The organism is Chryseomicrobium imtechense (assembly GCF_041475995.1).
GTDB lineage: Bacteria > Bacillota > Bacilli > Bacillales_A > Planococcaceae > Chryseomicrobium > Chryseomicrobium aureum.
In genome coordinates, this window is record NZ_JBGOBM010000009.1 from 61525 (window position 1) to 77470 (window position 15946).

A 15946-nucleotide genomic window follows, 5' to 3' on the forward strand; every position below is an offset into this window, starting at 1 on the left:
CTCCTCTTGGCATACGAGAAGCTTGCACTTCTCGCCTCCACTGCGGGGTCTCCGGCATACTCTGATTCCCCAGGAACTCACTGCCTTCTCTTGTCGATTGAAAAAAGTAACAACAACTATTTACAGCACTCCCTCAGCAAAATAGGTGACAGGCACCTTATTACTGTCTAAAGCTACTGCACTAAATACTCGACACAAAATCTTTTTATGAAACTGAAGTTGAGTGCAGAGGAGGGGCTGACTCCGGAGGGATTAAAAGCGGAACGTGAGACCCCGGAGGCGTGAACTTGCGCTGAGGAGGCTCACGACGCGCCCTCGGAAAGCAGCCCCGCAACGGAACTCAACGTTTAAACAGCAAGCCTCATTCAGATGGCTTGCTGCTTTTTCAATAGGGATTCTTTTGATAATAAAAATTTGGAGATTTCGTAGTATTGTCGTAAGATTTATGGAATACATGGGTAGCCGCAGGTGACATCGGCGGAATTAACCAACTCCACATACCCGTTACATCTCGTCCATTTTTCATTTCTTGCTGTTCAAACTGCTTAAACTGCACAGCTGCCGTGTGATGATCCACGATACTCACACCTTGCTGTTTAAAAGAATGGAGAACCGCCAAATTCAACTCCACTAATGCACGGTCTTTCCATAGACTAGAAGCTGACTTTTGGTTCAAATCGAATAACTCTGCGACACGTGGCAACTCATTGTAACGATCTTCATCCGCTAGATTGCGTGCGCCGATTTCCGTTCCCATATACCATCCATTAAACGGTGCAGCCGGGAAGGTAATCCCTCCAATTTCAAGCTTCATCGAGGAAATGATGGGTACAGCATACCACTTTAATTTTAAGGAAGAAAATTCTGGATGTTCCGGGTGAGTAATGGGTACCTCTAGTACAACATCAGACGGAATTTCAAAAAGTTGTGGAGATTTATTACCTACTTGTACGATGAGAGGCAATAAATCAAAGCGCGTTCCCGCACCTTGCCAACCCAGCTGTTCACAGACTTTGGTGAACTCTAGAGAATCTGGATCTCCAATTATTTCTCCTTCTCGCTCGTAACCGGCATAGCGAAGCAATTGATGATTCCAGATGCGAACATTTGGATGGAAAATAGAAATCGTCGGTTTAATTTTCCCATCATTTGTAGCAAACGCAATGTGGTATATAAGAGCGTCGAAGATTTCTTGTTCTGACTCAAGGGTGCGGTGATCATGAACGTGCATCGTCTGCCAAAACAAGCGACCTATGCATTTATTGCTATTACGCCATGCCAACTTCGACCCATATTCTAGCTCTTCGCGTGTCAACGTATACGTTCCAGTAGTGTATATCTCTGTTTCTATTTCATTTCTACGCGCTTCAAAAAAGTCCGGTGACTTTTCAAGCTCTTGGCAATATATTTGTAAAAACTCTAATGCTTTGTCTAGCATACGGGCGTCCCTCCACTCTTTTTTAATAGTAAACGTAGAGAGAATAGAAATGCAAAAAATCGACTTGTTGGACTTATGAAAGTATGACAAGTTTATGGCGTAAAAAAAGAAGCTCTAGGTGAGCTCCTCTGAATAAAAGTAAATCTGATTTCGTCCCTTTTGTTTCGCTTCATATAAAATGCGATCAATTGTGGCATACGTTGTCTCAAAATGAGTTTTTACTTGCTCGGTTGTCTCTATACCGCCACCACTTATTGTAAGAACCTGTTGTTTCCCGTTATATTCATACGTGATTCCAAGTCGCTTTATCTCCTGTTGAATGGACACGATCAACTTATTTGGGAGTTGCTCATCTCCACATGACGCAACAATCAAAAATTCTTCCCCACCCATTCTCGTAACAATTCCATCTTTAGTTAACTGAACAACAACAGTCTCAAGGGCAGAAGCTACTTGTTGTAACACATGGTCACCCGCAACATGTCCTTGGCTATCATTGTAGTGCTTAAAATAATCAATATCTAAAAGCATGAAGACATATGAACCTGGTCGCATTGTGGCTAAATACTGGATCAAGCCCCGCCGATTATACACTTTTGTCAGCTCATCTTTATATGTCGTTTCCTTCAATTGAGAATTTGATTGTTTTAATTGCTCAGCAACTTGTCGTTGATGATCAATTTCATACGTCAATTGTTCATTCAGTGTTGCCATCTGCGAGAGATCTGTTGAGTGTTTTACTTCAATGCGGAGTAATTCAAGTTTATTACGAACACTTGTCGATTCGATTGCCTGCTCTGTCTGATGAAAAAGTTTGTAATAGGCAAGTGCGGATTCAAAATCTTCATTCTTCTCATGAAACGAAGATAACTTTTCATAAATCTTTCTTAGTAAGTGGTGCGCATCTAATGATAGTGCTAATTCTTTGGCTTCTATCAAAAGTTCCGTATAACTAAATGAAAAGTCTTGCACAAGCTCTGCCAAATTTAACAAAATCTCAGTTTTATAGAAACGGTTGCCACCAGATTGAATATAAGAATAAGCCATACGCAAATGATTTTCAGCTTGTGTGAAATCACGTTTCCGTATATAGAGGGCACCTAATTTATTTTCTATATCTGCTAATGCGGATATGTCTGTTAGTTGCAGCAACAACTCTTTGCTCTGTTGATAGTAGGAGAACGCAACATCAAGAAGCTCCGATTGAAATGCCAACTGCCCAAGGTTTTCATAAATAATAGCTTGGAAATACAGTTCATCAGATTGGATGGCGAGTTCTAGCGCTTCTTTGTAATGTTTTTCGGATAGTTCAAACTCTCCTGTCTCTCGATACACTTCACCGATGTTGTTATTTGCTCGGCATGCTACTTGAATCGCATTCACCTGATCTGCACTCGTTTTAGCTTGGTAAAAATAGCGCACCGCTTTTTCATAAAACCCATTGTAAAAATAAACAACGCCAATTAAATTCAAGGCTTTAGCAAGTCCCTCGTCGTCATGCAATGTTCTGAAGTGCCTTTCAGATTTATAGGCATGGTCCAGACATTTATCCATAACTGTCAAATACCGATTCCCGAGAGCAATCCAGAAATGGAGAGTCGCACGTTGGTCTACTCGTTCGCAAGATTCAAGCAACTGAAGCGCTTCATTTATTATCCGTTCTGGATGCTTAGTTATGTCTTGTTGCCATTGTTTAACGTATTCTTCCAACTTTGCTCCCCCCTTGCTCTTTATTTGATTGTATGGAATAGCCATCAAAAGGTAAATCATTTTTCCAAAAAAAAAATAAACCGCAAGTGTCTGCGGTTTATTTAAGGGAATACCCTCCATCAACGATAAGGTCTGTTCCATTAATATAACTGGCTTCATCTGAAGCTAAAAATAGTACGGGCGCTGCAATTTCATGTGGTTGGCCATACTTGCCTCTTGGGTGATGAGAGGAATTTTCATCAAATGCTCGCTGGCTGCCATATGCTTTAACAGCAAGCTCGGTTTCAGTCGGGCCTGGTGAAATGCTGTTTACACGAATACCTTCCCCAGCATGACGAAGGGCAGCACTCTTAGTCATCGCAATGACTGCAGCCTTTGTTCCGCTGTAAGCAGGTAGCATCGGATTAATTTTGGCTCCACCTAAAATTGCCGCATTGTTAATGATGACACCTGACTTTTGTTTAGACATGACTTGCAGCGCGTGTTGCATGTAGAGGAAGATAGCGGTTTGATTGACTGCAATCAATTCATGCCACTTATCTAGTTTCACGCGAGACAGCGGACCGGTCGCAACGGAAAGCACTCCTGCGTTGTTAAATAAAATATCGATGCGGTCTTCATGTTCCAGCACTTTTTTGAAGAAGGCTTCGATTTGATCTGGCTCATGATTGTCTACTGCGATGAAATGCGCATGATCTGATTCGATTTGTGCAGCTTTTTCTTCACTCCGACCGCTAAAATAGACGTCTGCTCCTTCTTTCACAAACTGTTTTACTACTGCTCCACCAATACCGGATGTACCGCCATTTACTACAACTACTTTGTCTGAAAATCTCATTGTCTTCTCTCCTCTCAAAATTAAGTACCGCAATAGGTTACAAAATCTTGTCCTGTTTCAGGTGGACCTTGATCAAAAGCAAGTTGTTCTTGTGAATACATATAGGGTTTTTCTAGGTGTTTTAACAAGGTCATCACGTTCTCCATCGAGCCAGTCTCCGCTTCATCGAGTGCTTGTTGGACTAAATGATTTCGCGGAATGAGGACGGGGTTGGAAGCTTCCATCAATTGTTGTTGTTCAGGTGTTCGTTCCCCTTGTGCTTGTTCGTACTGCTTTAGCCACGCTTGAACATCCGCATGTTTAAAGAATTCATCAGAATAATTCTGTAGTGTGAGTGCTACGAATGTTCTTGTGAAATCGGGTTTATATTGCTGCATTAATTGCAAAAATTGGGATGCAAGTTTCAATGTTTGCTCTGTATTAGGAAGACCAATTTTTTTGGATAGGCCCATGTTATATGCTTGTTGGAAAAGTTCAGGATAGCTATCTAATACTTCCTGTGCCACTTCGATTGCTTTCTTTTGTGTGTCCCCTAGCAGAGGCAGCAAACTTTCTGCGAATCGTGCAAGATTCCAGCCCGCAATCCCAGGTTGATTTCCATATGCATAACGCCCTTGTTGATCAATCGAGCTAAAGACGGTCGCCGGGTCATACGTATCGAGAAATGCGCATGGTCCGTAGTCAATTGTTTCACCACTTAGTGTCATATTGTCTGTATTCATCACGCCGTGCACAAAACCAACGAGCTGCCACTGTGCAATGAGAGTTGCCTGTCTTTTTATGATTTCTTGTAGTAGAGATTTGTATGGATGTTCATTTACCGGAATGGCAAGGTGTTCGATTGTGTAATCCGCTAAACTGCGCAAATCTTCTACACTTCCAAACTGGGCAGCATACTGAAACGTACCTACACGAATATGGCTTTTCGCGACTCGAGTCAATATAGCACCCGGTTTTACAGTTTCTCGCTGGATGCCTTCCCCTGAGTAGACGACGGCAAGACTGCGCGTTGTGGGAATCCCTAAGTGATGCATGGCTTCACTGATAATATACTCCCGCAGCATCGGTCCGAGGGCTGCGCGTCCGTCTCCCCCGCGTGAAAACGGTGTTCTGCCTGAACCTTTAAGCTGAAGATCATAGGTTATGTAATCTTTTCCTTGTAGCTCACCAAGTAAAATCGCGCGCCCATCCCCTAACATCGTGAAGTTAGCAAATTGATGGCCGGCATAGGCCTGTGCGATTGGCTGGCTGTTCTCAAACGTCTCGTTGCCGGCTAGGAATTTGGTGTAGTCAGCCGGATTACCAGCAAAGCCTAGTTGCTCCGCGACCGTTTCGTTCCAGATGATGAGTTGCGGATCTGCAACAGGTGTAGGAAGGATTTCTTTATAGAATGTTGCTGGAAGTGTTAGATAGCTTTGCGTGAACTGCATAAATGGTCTTCCTTTCGTGTTGGAACGTTGTACAAACAGTATACAGTTTAGGCACTAGAAATACGAATTATAAGTATGGTCATTCACCAGGCTAGTGACACTCTCCATAAATACGTGAATAGCGTGTTTCTGGCGTTCACAACTCGATTTCGATACACTTGATAAATCAAGAGCTAAAGGAGGAGTTAATACGATGGAACTTGTAGTGTATTTAGCAGGACAGATTCATGATGATTGGCGTGATGAGGTAAAAGCAAAAGTACAAGAGAAGAACCTCGCGATTACGTTTGTTTCTCCTCAAACTAATCATGATCGATCGGATGCAGTAGGGGAAGATATTTTAGGGAAGCAACCTAGCGCGTATTATAAAGATGATGCCGCTTCAGGTATTAATAATTTACGGACACAAGTTCTCCTAAATAAGGCTGATGTTTGTATTGCGTTGTTTGGGGAGTCCTATAAACAGTGGAATACAGCCATGGACGCGACGGCAGCAATCACACTTGGAAAACCAACTATCATAGTGCGTCCCGAATCTTTGATCCATCCTTTGAAAGAGTTATCGAATAAAGCAAATGTGACTGTGGAAACAGTCGACCAAGCTGTCGACGTTCTTGCGTACATCTTTGAATAGAAAGGGGTTGGGCAGCTAGGGGTTTACGACTTGGTTGCCCGTTTTGTGACCTGCGGACCGTGTTTTGTGACCCGAGCGAGCGTTTCTGTGCCCTCAAAACTCATTTGTGTGCCCTGAGTCATGTTATGGAAACTAAACACCCGGCTCCACTAAAAAATCAGCACCCTCTCTCAATCTAAGTTTGAGAAAAGATACTGATTTATGCGCGCAGCGAGTTATTCCGGAAGTACGAAGTTTTCAAGAATTTGTCGCACTTCAGCCGTCGATTTTGTATGCATCAACTGGTTGCGCAACTCTCCTGCACCTCGGAAGCCTTTTACATAAATTTTGAAGAAGCGATGCAATCCCGAAATCGAACGTGGCACTTCCTCTGCGTACTTGTCTTGCAAGTCCAATTGATAACGAAGCAAGTCGAGATACTCTTGACTTGTATGTTCCCGTGGCTCTTTTTCGAACGCAAATGGATTTTTGAAAATCCCGCGCCCGATCATGACACCATCAATCCCATACTTCTCCGCAAGCTCAAGACCTTTCGCACGGTCCGGAATATCTCCATTGATTGTTAACATCGTATTCGGAGCAATCTCTTCGCGTAAAGCTTTTATTTCCGGAATAAGCTCCCAGTGCGCATCCACTTGACTCATCTCTTTACGCGTACGTAAATGGATCGATAAGTTGGCAATGTCTTGTTTCAAAATATGCGCAAGCCACTCTTTCCACTCCTCAATCTCCGAATACCCAAGACGCGTCTTCACGCTGACTGGAAGACCTCCAGCTTTTGCAGCTTCAATTAGCTCAGCTGCGGTATCTGGACGAAGAATCAAACCGCTTCCTTTTCCACGTGTTGCGACGTTTGGTACCGGGCACCCCATATTAATATCAATCCCTTTGAAGCCCATCTCAGCCATACCGATACTCATCTGGCGGAAATAATCCGGATTGTCTCCCCAAATGTGTGCGACCATCGGCTGTTCATCTTCTGTGAACGTCAGACGGCCACGGACGCTCTGGATACCATCTGGGTGGCAATAGCTATCGGAGTTCGTAAACTCTGTAAAGAACACATCAGGACGGCCTGCTTTTGCGACGACATGGCGAAACACCACATCGGTCACATCTTCCATTGGTGCGAGCACAAAAAATGGTCGCGGCAAGTTCTGCCAAAAATTCTCTTTCAACATGTTGTAAATCCTCCTACAAATGAAACCATTGTTTCTAAATCGTTAAATATGTCACGCACTCGACATGCGTTGTATGTGGGAACATATCCACCGGCTGTACTTCGTGCACTTTGTAACCACCATCTTCTAACAGGCGCAAGTCCCGAGCGAGCGTTGCTGGGTTACACGATACATAGACAATGCGGCGTGGTTTATGCTCTATCAGCGTATCAATCAACTTGCCATCCAACCCTTTTCGAGGTGGATCGACAACGACGACATCTGGAAGTCTTCCGTCTTCATACCACTGTGTAATCACATCTTCTGCTGCTCCGACTTCAAACTCAGCGTTTGTAAAGCCATTCAGTTCTGCATTGCGGCGGGCATCTTCCACTGCTTGTGGTACGATCTCAACACCCAGAACTTGTTTTGCTTGTTGTGCGAGGAACAACGAGATCGTGCCAATTCCGCAATACGCGTCCATCACCGTTTCGTTACCTGTCAGACCTGCTGCTTCAAGTGCTTTTTGGTAGAGCACGTTTGTCTGAAGCGGATTGATTTGATAGAACGAGCGAGCAGATATTTCAAATTGAATATCTCCGATGGAATCGACGATATGCGATTTTCCCCAGTGAACAAATGTCTCTTCTCCAAAAATCACATTTGTACGCGTTGGATTGATGTTTTGAACGATCGACACTGTTGTCGGCTCCACTTCAAGAATGAAGTGAATCAAACGTTCAGGTTGTGAAATCTTTTTCGTTTTCGTCACGAGCACGACCATCGTCTCGCCACTTGTGCGACCTTTACGAACGACTAGGTGACGGAGTTGGCCGCGACCTGTCTTCTCATCATAAGGCTCTAAACCAAATTCTACTGCCTGTTCTTTTAAAGCGAGCATCAAGCGGTCGGCTTCTTCACTTTGAATCAAACACGTCGGTGTGTTGGCGATATCATGAGAGCCAGATTTATAAAATCCTGCCACTACGCGACCTTCTTCTACGCCAAACGGAATCTGAGACTTGTTGCGGTACCGCCACGGGTTGTCCATGCCAAGAACAGGAAGAACGGTCGTATGCACTTTGCCGATTCTCTCCATTGCACTTCGCACCTGTTTCTCTTTCATCATCAGTTGTCCCTCGTAGCTAAGGTGTTGCAACTGACAACCACCGCACGAGTCAAACACCGGACAAGGAGCAGCTACTCGGAACGGAGACGACTCGACAATCTCAACAAGCTTTGCGAAACCATATTTTTTCAATGCTTTCACCACATGAACTTCAACTTTTTCATCCGGTAATGCGCCTTTAATAAATATAGGGTAGCCATCGACTTTTGCGACGCCCTGGCCATCATGTGTTAAATCTTCTACAAAAACCGTCAAACGGTCATTTTTCTTTACAGTCATTCTTTAAACCCCGTTCTTTTTTGCATGATTTCTTCATTATAGCATGAAAAAACTCCTGCCGCGGCAGGAGCTGATTCTACTTTTCTTTTCGAATGATTCCGTCTTTAGGCGCCCACCAGAAGACCGCTGCGATGGCACCAAACAGTACAATGAACGGAGCGTAAAAGATAAAAAAGTTTGTCATGATGATATCCTCCTAAGCGTGATTGTCTTCTTTTTTGCCAGCGACATAATCTTTGTTGAATAAGAATAGGCGCAGGAGCAAGTACAGTGACGGTAATAACAAACATAGTCCTGCAATGAACGCAATGATCAGTGCAATCGCCATCGTTTCATTTGTAAACCCATCATAAATCGTTAAATACGGATACAACAAGTACGGTCTGTGCGACCAGCCGTATGCGAAAAAGGCGATAAAGAATTGCCCGACGAGCAACAAGAAAGCCCATCCGTAATTTCGTTTTGTCCACAATAGATACACCGTTCCGAAGAACATCAAACCTGAAATCAAGAACGCCCACCAGACATCCAAGATATTCGCGTAATGCTCTGGGTTATGTGCACGAAGTTCTACAATGATTCCTGTTGCTGTAATCATCGTCGGCAATGCCCAGATCAATGCGTATTTACGTAGTAACTTCGTAGCACCAGCGTCCTCTGCTTTACTTGCGTACCATGTTAAAAACACAGCCGAAATATAAAGTGTGGCGGCAATGGCTAATACAACGATACTCCATGTTAACGGACTCAAGAACAGGCGGCTATAATCAAGTACCGGTTGGCCATCCACCATATCGATGAATCCACCTTCAGAAATCGTTAATACAACGGAAAGCGACGCAGGGATTAAAATCCCCGCTGCCCCGTACATAAACGAGTAGCCTTTGTGCCCGCGTGAACCGTATGTCTCAAACGCATAGTACGATCCCCGTATCGCGAGCAAGATGATAGCAATACTCGCTGGAACAAGAAGTGTTGTTCCGTAATAAAAGGCGGTCTTCGGGAAGAACCCGATGATTCCTACGAAGAAAAATACGAGGAATACGTTCGTAACTTCCCAAACGGGCGACAAATACCTTTGAATAATATTCGTTAAAATATGTTGGCGATTGGTCAGCAAACTATAGGCGTTGAAGAACCCCGCGCCAAAGTCGATAGACCCAACGATGACATATCCAAATAGGAAGAACCAAAGGACCGTGATCCCTATGATTTCTAATGTCATTTCGTATCACCTTCCAATCGCTCTTGATCTAGTTTGTCTAGCTCTTTTTCAACTGGATTGTTACGGAACATTCTGCGCAAGACGACGACAGAACCAATTCCTAAAATCAAGTACAAGATTGCAAATGCGACGACCATGATATCCACACTTCCACTGGATGTTGCACCTTGTTCAACAGTCATGATTTGATACAAAATCCACGGTTGTCGGCCGACTTCGGTCATCCACCAACCTGCTTGAATCGCAATCATGGAAAGTGGTCCACCTGCCACGATCAACCAGAGAATAAAGCGCGAGTTCGCAAATTTCCATTTACGCCATTTCGCGACAACATAAAAGGCTGATAACATCACCATGAACATTCCGATTGTAATCATGATGTTAAAGAAGTAGTGGATATAGAGCGGTGGTATCTCATCCTCTGGGAATTGATCTAGTCCAATCACTTCTGCATTGGGATCATTGTGTGCAAGAATACTTAATGCGAATGGAATCTTAATCGCATATTTCACTTCTTCTCCGTCTAAAATACCGTAAAGAATAAGTGGCGCAGCTTCAGATGTTTCAAAATGCCATTCAGCAGCCGCTAATTTTTCCGGCTGGTACTCAGCAAGGTATTTACCTGAGAAGTCTCCAATGATTGCAGTGGCTATGGAGAACACAAGTCCAACTTTGACCATTAAGTACACAGCTTTTTTATGATAAATATGGTTCGAGCCTTTTAACAATCGGAAAGCCCCGATTGATGCTAGTACGAAAGCGCTCGTCATCAAGGCGGTCGAGACAACGTGCGCCACTTTCGTCGGCATGGCCGGATTAAACATTGCAAGGAGTGGACTGATGTTGACCAGTTCACCGTCGACCATGTCAAAACCTTGTGGTGCGTTCATAAAAGCGTTCACCATTGTGATGAATACTGCAGACATCGCGGCACCAAACGCAACTGGAACAAGTAACAATAGGTGTTTCTTTTGGTTTTCAAAACGGTCCCACGTATACAAATAGATTCCTAAGAAAATTGCTTCAAAGAAGAAAGCAAATGCTTCTAAAAACAGTGGCAGGGCAATCACTTGGCCGGCAAGCTCCATAAAGTTTGGCCAAAGTAGTGACAACTGGAGTCCGATGGCGGTCCCCGTTACAACTCCGACAGCTACTGTGATTACGAACCCTCGTGCCCAGCGACGGGCAAGTAAAATATAGTGTTCGTCGTTTTTCTTGATTCCCACGTATTGTGCCAGCATGATCATCAGTGGCACCCCTACACCGATTGTGGCGTAGATAATATGGAACGAGAGTGTCATTTCTGTAAGTAGCCGACTAAAAAATACAGCTTCTTCATTTCCCATTTCGTTCACCTCATATAGAGTATTGGCTAACGGTCATTCAACGAGCTTCATGCCTTTATTCTACCCTAGTTGAAGGGGTTTAATCTAATCAGCCGAACTTGTTTTCAGGCAAGTTGTTACAAGGTTATGACGGGTTGTGAAAAGTTCGAAAATTGAGAACAACAGAGGAGAATGGAAACAAAAAAACTAGCCACTCTAAAAAGCTAGAGTAGCTAGTTTAGTTATTAGTCTCTTTCAACGAGATCTTGCTCCGGTAATAAATCTACTGGTGCCATGATTTCAATATGGCGTGCCCAGTTCTCAAAAACTGCAGGCAATGTTCCACCGTATTCTCCGTCGAGATTTAAGGAGACAGTCTCTTCCGACAGGACACGAATCTTTGAAGCTTTGCGGTAAATGACGTGTGGATCATTCAAATGCTCCCCACGAATTGCAAGCGTGGCAAGTCGAATAAACTCTGCCATGTTCACTTTTTTCAAGATGAGCAGAGTAAATTGACCATCGTTGATAATAGCGTCTGGAGCAAGCTTCTCGAAGCCACCGACTGAATTCGTCAAGCCAATTAAGAACATCATGGCTTCTTCTTCAAATACTTCATCATCAAATTCGATGCGTAGTTTCGTTGCGCGAATAGACGGTAACATCTCAATTCCCTTTAAATAATACGCAAGTTGGCCAAGCACCGTCTTTAAACGACTTGGGACTTCATATGTAAGTTCCGTGATGCGTCCCCCACCAGCAATATTGATAAAAAATGTATCGTTCACGTGCCCTACGTCTACCGGTACATACTTACCATCTGTAATAATCTTTACAGCTTGTTGAATGTCACGCGGAATGTGCAAGGCACGTGCAAAGTCATTGGTTGTTCCCATTGGAATCAAACCAAGTTTCGGACGCTCATCAAATAGACTGACGCCTGCTACGACTTCGTTTAGTGTACCATCGCCCCCTGCTGCCACAATCAAATCAAAGCCGTTTTCAACAGCTCGCTTTGCAGCTTCTGTTGCATCACCAGCACCTGTTGTCGCGTGACACGATGTTTCGTAGCCTGCTAGTTCCATTGCTTCTAAAACTTCCGGTAAGTGACGCTTAAACAATTCTCGCCCGGAAGTTGGATTATATATAATTCGTGCACGTTGCATGTACAGAACCTTCTTTCTTCACAACTCTCTCTGCTATAGACAGTATAATACTTTAGCAGGTTCCTTATGAAGGCAATTTTGTGAACCATGCTTCGCGGATGCTGCTATATGTTGCCAAATGAAAGTCTTTGTTTGTCTCTAATTGTGTAGTCAATTCTTCAAAAATGGCACGCTGCGCCTCTTCAAAGCCTTCGCTACCGGCTTCTGGAAGTTTTGCTTTTTCACCCATCACGTACTCTTGCACTAAATCTGCACGAGGCCCCCATGTGGCGATCACTTGTCCTTGTGCATCTAGTAAAAGATATTTTGGAATCGAGCGGCCCCCATTTGTGAGATAGCGATCAATTAATTCTGTATCCGCATCACGTAGCACGACACGTACCTCGACTCCTGCTGCTTCAGTAATTTTACGCAAAATAGCATTGTTCATCATCGCATCTCCGCACCAGTCCTCGGTGATTCCTAAAATGTGGACATTGGATTCAGACAAACGTGTGATAAACTCATCGTCCGCAGGAACTGTGAAGCTTTCGTAGACGTGAAAGGATTGCTCTTTTTTTGTTGTCATTTCGTCCATATAGACTGCAAGTGGACGGCCTTCTTCAAAATACTGTTGTTCTGTTTTCATCAAAAAACCCCTCCTTGACACTAGCATAGCATGAATTCCCAAAAGAAGGCTCGCCCCAAGTCAGGGCGAGCCAGTTTGTTAGCGTTTTTGAATTTCTTCGTTTAGTAATTTGTTGACCATCGGCGGGTTTGCTTGACCTTTTGTTGCTTTCATAATTTGACCGACTAAGAACCCAATTGCACGGTCTTTCCCGTTCTTGAAGTCTTCAATCGACTGTGGATTTGCATCCAATGTTTGAGTCACGATGTCACGCAGTGCACCTTCATCTGAAATCTGTACTAAGCCTTTTGCTTTGACGATTTCATCTGCAGGTCCACCGTTTTCCACCATCTCTTTGAATACTTTTTTGGCGATTTTTGAACTGATTGTTCCATCTTCGATCAACTTCACCATACCTGCAAGACCTTGTGGTGTAAGTTTCGTGTCTTTCAATTCTTTTTGCTCCGCATTCAAGTAGGCTGATACATCCCCCATCAACCAGTTCGTTGATAGTTTCGTGTCTGCTCCTAGTGAAATCGTTTCTTCAAAGAAATCGGACATTTCCTTTGTCAATGTCATTACGCGCGCATCGTATTCTGTCAAGCCAAGTTCGTTCACATAACGCGCTTGGCGAGCATCCGGAAGTTCCGGTAATTCGGAACGAACACGGTCCATCCAAGCATCGTCAATCACAATTTTCACAAGATCTGGCTCTGGGAAGTAGCGGTAGTCATCCGCGCCTTCTTTCACACGCATTAAAATCGTCTTACCAGTAGACTCATCATAACGACGCGTCTCTTGAAGGATTTCCCCTCCATTTTTCAACACTTCCGCTTGGCGAATCTGCTCGTGCTCAAGACCTTTTTTCACGTAGCTAAAGGAGTTCAAGTTCTTCAGTTCTGCTTTTGTTCCAAACTTTTCTTGCCCGTAGGGACGAAGTGAGATGTTCGCGTCACAACGAAGAGATCCTTCTTCCATCTTACAGTCCGAAACACCAGTGAACTGAATGATTGATTTCAGTTTCTCTAAATAGGCGTATGCTTCTTCTGGTGTGCGAATGTCTGGTTCCGATACGATTTCAACAAGAGGCGTTCCTTGGCGGTTGAAGTCAACAAGCGAATAGCCTTTGTCTGTATGCGACAGTTTCCCAGCATCTTCTTCTAAGTGAAGACGAGTGATCCCGATACGCTTTGTTTTGCCATCTACTTCAATTTCAATCCAGCCGTTTTCACCAATTGGCTTATCAAATTGCGAGATTTGATACGCTTTTGGATTGTCTGGGTAGAAGTAGTTTTTACGATCAAATTTTGTGACAGGTGCAATATCCATGTTCAGTGCCATTGCAGCACGCATTCCCCATTCAACAGCCGTTTTGTTAACGACTGGAAGAACACCTGGATACCCAAGGTCGATCACGTGTGTATTTGTGTTTGGTTCTGCTCCAAAGTGCGCTGGAGAAGGAGAAAACATTTTCGATTCAGTTTTCAATTCTACGTGGACTTCAAGTCCGATAATTGTTTCAAAGTTCATTATGCCTTTACCTCCCATAAAGCCGGAGTCTGTTTGTGAAACTCAGTTGCCGACTCGTAGGCAGATGCCACTTGATAAATTGTCGCTTCATCGAAATGCTTTCCGATGATTTGAAGACCGAGTGGTAACCCGTCTGTAGCAAAGCCACAAGGAATCGAGATTCCAGGGACGCCTGCAAGGTTGACAGGGATTGTTAAAATATCATTTGCATACATTGTTAATGGATCGTCGACATTTTCGCCTACTTTAAACGCAGGTGTTGGTGTCGTAGGTCCTACAATGACGTCGTAGTTTTCAAATACGTTTTCGAAGTCTTGCTTAATCAATGTGCGGACTTTTTGTGCTTTCAAGTAGTATGCATCATACGAACCGGCACTTAGTGAATACGTACCTAACATAATACGACGCTTCACTTCATCACCAAATCCTTGTGCACGCGTCATTTTATAAAGCTCTAACAAGTTCTTCGCTTCTTCTGCACGGTAGCCGTAACGGATGCCGTCAAAACGCGCTAAGTTTGAGGATGCTTCAGATGAAGACAATAGATAGTAAGTCGCTAACGCATACTCAGAGTGAGGAAGTGATACTTCTTCCCAAACCGCTCCTTGCGCTTCTAGCACTTTCAAGGCTTCTAAGACAGATGCGCGTACTTCTTCACTGACACCTTCGCCCATATATTCTTTAGGCACGCCGATGCGTAATCCTTTGATCGATTTGCCGATTGCTTCTGAGAATTTTGGAACCTCAACGTTTGCAGATGTTGAGTCCATTTCGTCCACACCAGAAATCGCTTCAAGAAGTAGAGCATTGTCTTCAACAGTACGTGTGATGGGTCCGATTTGGTCTAAAGAAGACGCAAACGCAATCAATCCAAAACGAGACACGCGACCGTACGTTGGTTTCATTCCAACAACCCCACAGAATGCTGCCGGTTGACGGATTGAACCACCTGTATCAGATCCTAATGCAAATGGTACTTCGCCTGCTGCTACTGCAGCTGCAGAACCACCCGATGAACCACCCGGAACATGTGCTAAATTCCAAGGGTTTTTCGTTTTCTTGTATGCTGAGTTTTCATTCGATGAACCCATAGCGAATTCATCCATGTTGATTTTCCCAACGGTGATCATACCCGCTTCACGAAGTTTGCGTACTACAGTCGCATCGTAGATTGGATTGAAACCTTCTAGAATTTTACTAGAAGCTGTTGTTTCGATTCCTTCAGTCACGATGTTGTCTTTCACACCGATAGGCAAACCAAACAGTGGCCCACGCTCTTCAAACGGCGTTGTTTCCAGTTCATCTGCTTGCTTCAGTGCGTTTTCTTTATTTAATACAAGGAACGCCTGAACCTCTGCGTCCACTGCTTCAATTTGTTCAAAAGCATGTTCTGTTACTTGACGAACAGAAACTTCTTTTGCTGCAAGTTTTTGTTGCAGCTCTTTTGCTGTATGTGTAAAATAAGCCAATTTCAG

General features: G+C 43.9%; 14 protein-coding genes. 1 reads left to right on the forward strand and 13 read right to left on the reverse strand.

Going from position 1 to position 15946, the window contains the following annotated elements:
* Positions 1–385: 385 nt before the first annotated feature.
* From AB5N96_RS09815 to AB5N96_RS09830, 4 genes are all read right to left on the reverse strand, one after another.
* Positions 386–1438 (reverse strand): nitric oxide synthase oxygenase, encoded by a 1053-nt coding sequence (locus AB5N96_RS09815; protein WP_499705406.1) that lies wholly within the window; start codon positions 1436–1438, stop codon positions 386–388.
* Positions 1439–1552: 114 nt separating this feature from the next.
* Positions 1553–3148, reverse strand: coding sequence for a tetratricopeptide repeat-containing diguanylate cyclase (locus AB5N96_RS09820; protein WP_499705408.1), 1596 nt, complete (start codon positions 3146–3148; stop codon positions 1553–1555).
* Positions 3149–3245: 97 nt separating this feature from the next.
* Positions 3246–3986 carry an SDR family NAD(P)-dependent oxidoreductase gene (locus AB5N96_RS09825; RefSeq protein ID WP_499705409.1) on the reverse strand — a complete coding sequence of 247 codons (741 nt, stop codon included), beginning with the start codon at positions 3984–3986 and terminating at the stop codon, positions 3246–3248.
* A gap of 20 nt (positions 3987–4006) precedes the next feature.
* Positions 4007–5416: a protein adenylyltransferase SelO gene (locus AB5N96_RS09830; RefSeq protein ID WP_499705410.1), complete on the reverse strand. Its 1410-nt coding sequence runs from the start codon at positions 5414–5416 to the stop codon at positions 4007–4009.
* A gap of 193 nt (positions 5417–5609) precedes the next feature.
* Here AB5N96_RS09830 and AB5N96_RS09835 point away from each other — a divergent pair, with 193 nt between their 5' ends.
* The gene (locus tag AB5N96_RS09835) at positions 5610–6050 is read left to right on the forward strand and encodes a YtoQ family protein (protein ID WP_499705411.1); all 441 of its coding nucleotides are present in this window, start codon (positions 5610–5612) and stop codon (positions 6048–6050) included.
* A 215-nt stretch (positions 6051–6265) separates the two neighbouring features.
* Here AB5N96_RS09835 and AB5N96_RS09840 read toward each other — a convergent pair whose 3' ends face one another.
* The 9 genes from AB5N96_RS09840 to gatA all read right to left on the reverse strand — a co-directional run bounded on the left by AB5N96_RS09840 (position 6266) and on the right by gatA (position 15940).
* Positions 6266–7228: a tRNA dihydrouridine synthase gene (locus AB5N96_RS09840; RefSeq protein WP_499705423.1), complete on the reverse strand. Its 963-nt coding sequence runs from the start codon at positions 7226–7228 to the stop codon at positions 6266–6268.
* 37 nt (positions 7229–7265) lie between these two features.
* On the reverse strand, positions 7266–8618 hold the full coding sequence (gene rlmD / locus AB5N96_RS09845) for a 23S rRNA (uracil(1939)-C(5))-methyltransferase RlmD (protein ID WP_392455891.1): 1353 nt from the start codon (positions 8616–8618) through the stop codon (positions 7266–7268).
* 76 nt (positions 8619–8694) lie between these two features.
* Positions 8695–8802 carry a cytochrome bd oxidase small subunit CydS family protein gene (gene cydS / locus AB5N96_RS09850; RefSeq protein ID WP_392455889.1) on the reverse strand — a complete coding sequence of 36 codons (108 nt, stop codon included), beginning with the start codon at positions 8800–8802 and terminating at the stop codon, positions 8695–8697.
* Positions 8803–8814: 12 nt separating this feature from the next.
* A complete protein-coding gene (locus AB5N96_RS09855; protein WP_392455888.1) occupies positions 8815–9843 on the reverse strand; it encodes a cytochrome d ubiquinol oxidase subunit II in 1029 nt (342 codons plus the stop codon).
* Positions 9840–11189, reverse strand: a complete 1350-nt coding sequence (locus AB5N96_RS09860) for a cytochrome ubiquinol oxidase subunit I (RefSeq protein ID WP_204591696.1) — start codon at positions 11187–11189, stop codon at positions 9840–9842. Before AB5N96_RS09860 ends, AB5N96_RS09855 begins: the two co-directional genes overlap by 4 nt.
* A 224-nt stretch (positions 11190–11413) precedes the next feature.
* On the reverse strand, positions 11414–12334 hold the full coding sequence (locus tag AB5N96_RS09865; RefSeq protein WP_392455885.1) for a diacylglycerol kinase: 921 nt from the start codon (positions 12332–12334) through the stop codon (positions 11414–11416).
* A 64-nt stretch (positions 12335–12398) separates the two neighbouring features.
* Complete coding sequence (locus AB5N96_RS09870; RefSeq protein WP_204591698.1) at positions 12399–12962, reverse strand: thioredoxin family protein; 564 nt, start codon at positions 12960–12962, stop codon at positions 12399–12401.
* A 78-nt stretch (positions 12963–13040) separates the two neighbouring features.
* Positions 13041–14471 (reverse strand): Asp-tRNA(Asn)/Glu-tRNA(Gln) amidotransferase subunit GatB, encoded by a 1431-nt coding sequence (gene gatB, locus AB5N96_RS09875; RefSeq protein WP_499705412.1) that lies wholly within the window; start codon positions 14469–14471, stop codon positions 13041–13043.
* Positions 14471–15940, reverse strand: coding sequence for an Asp-tRNA(Asn)/Glu-tRNA(Gln) amidotransferase subunit GatA (gatA, locus tag AB5N96_RS09880; RefSeq protein ID WP_499705413.1), 1470 nt, complete (start codon positions 15938–15940; stop codon positions 14471–14473). Before gatA ends, gatB begins: the two co-directional genes overlap by 1 nt.
* Positions 15941–15946: the final 6 nt, after the last annotated feature.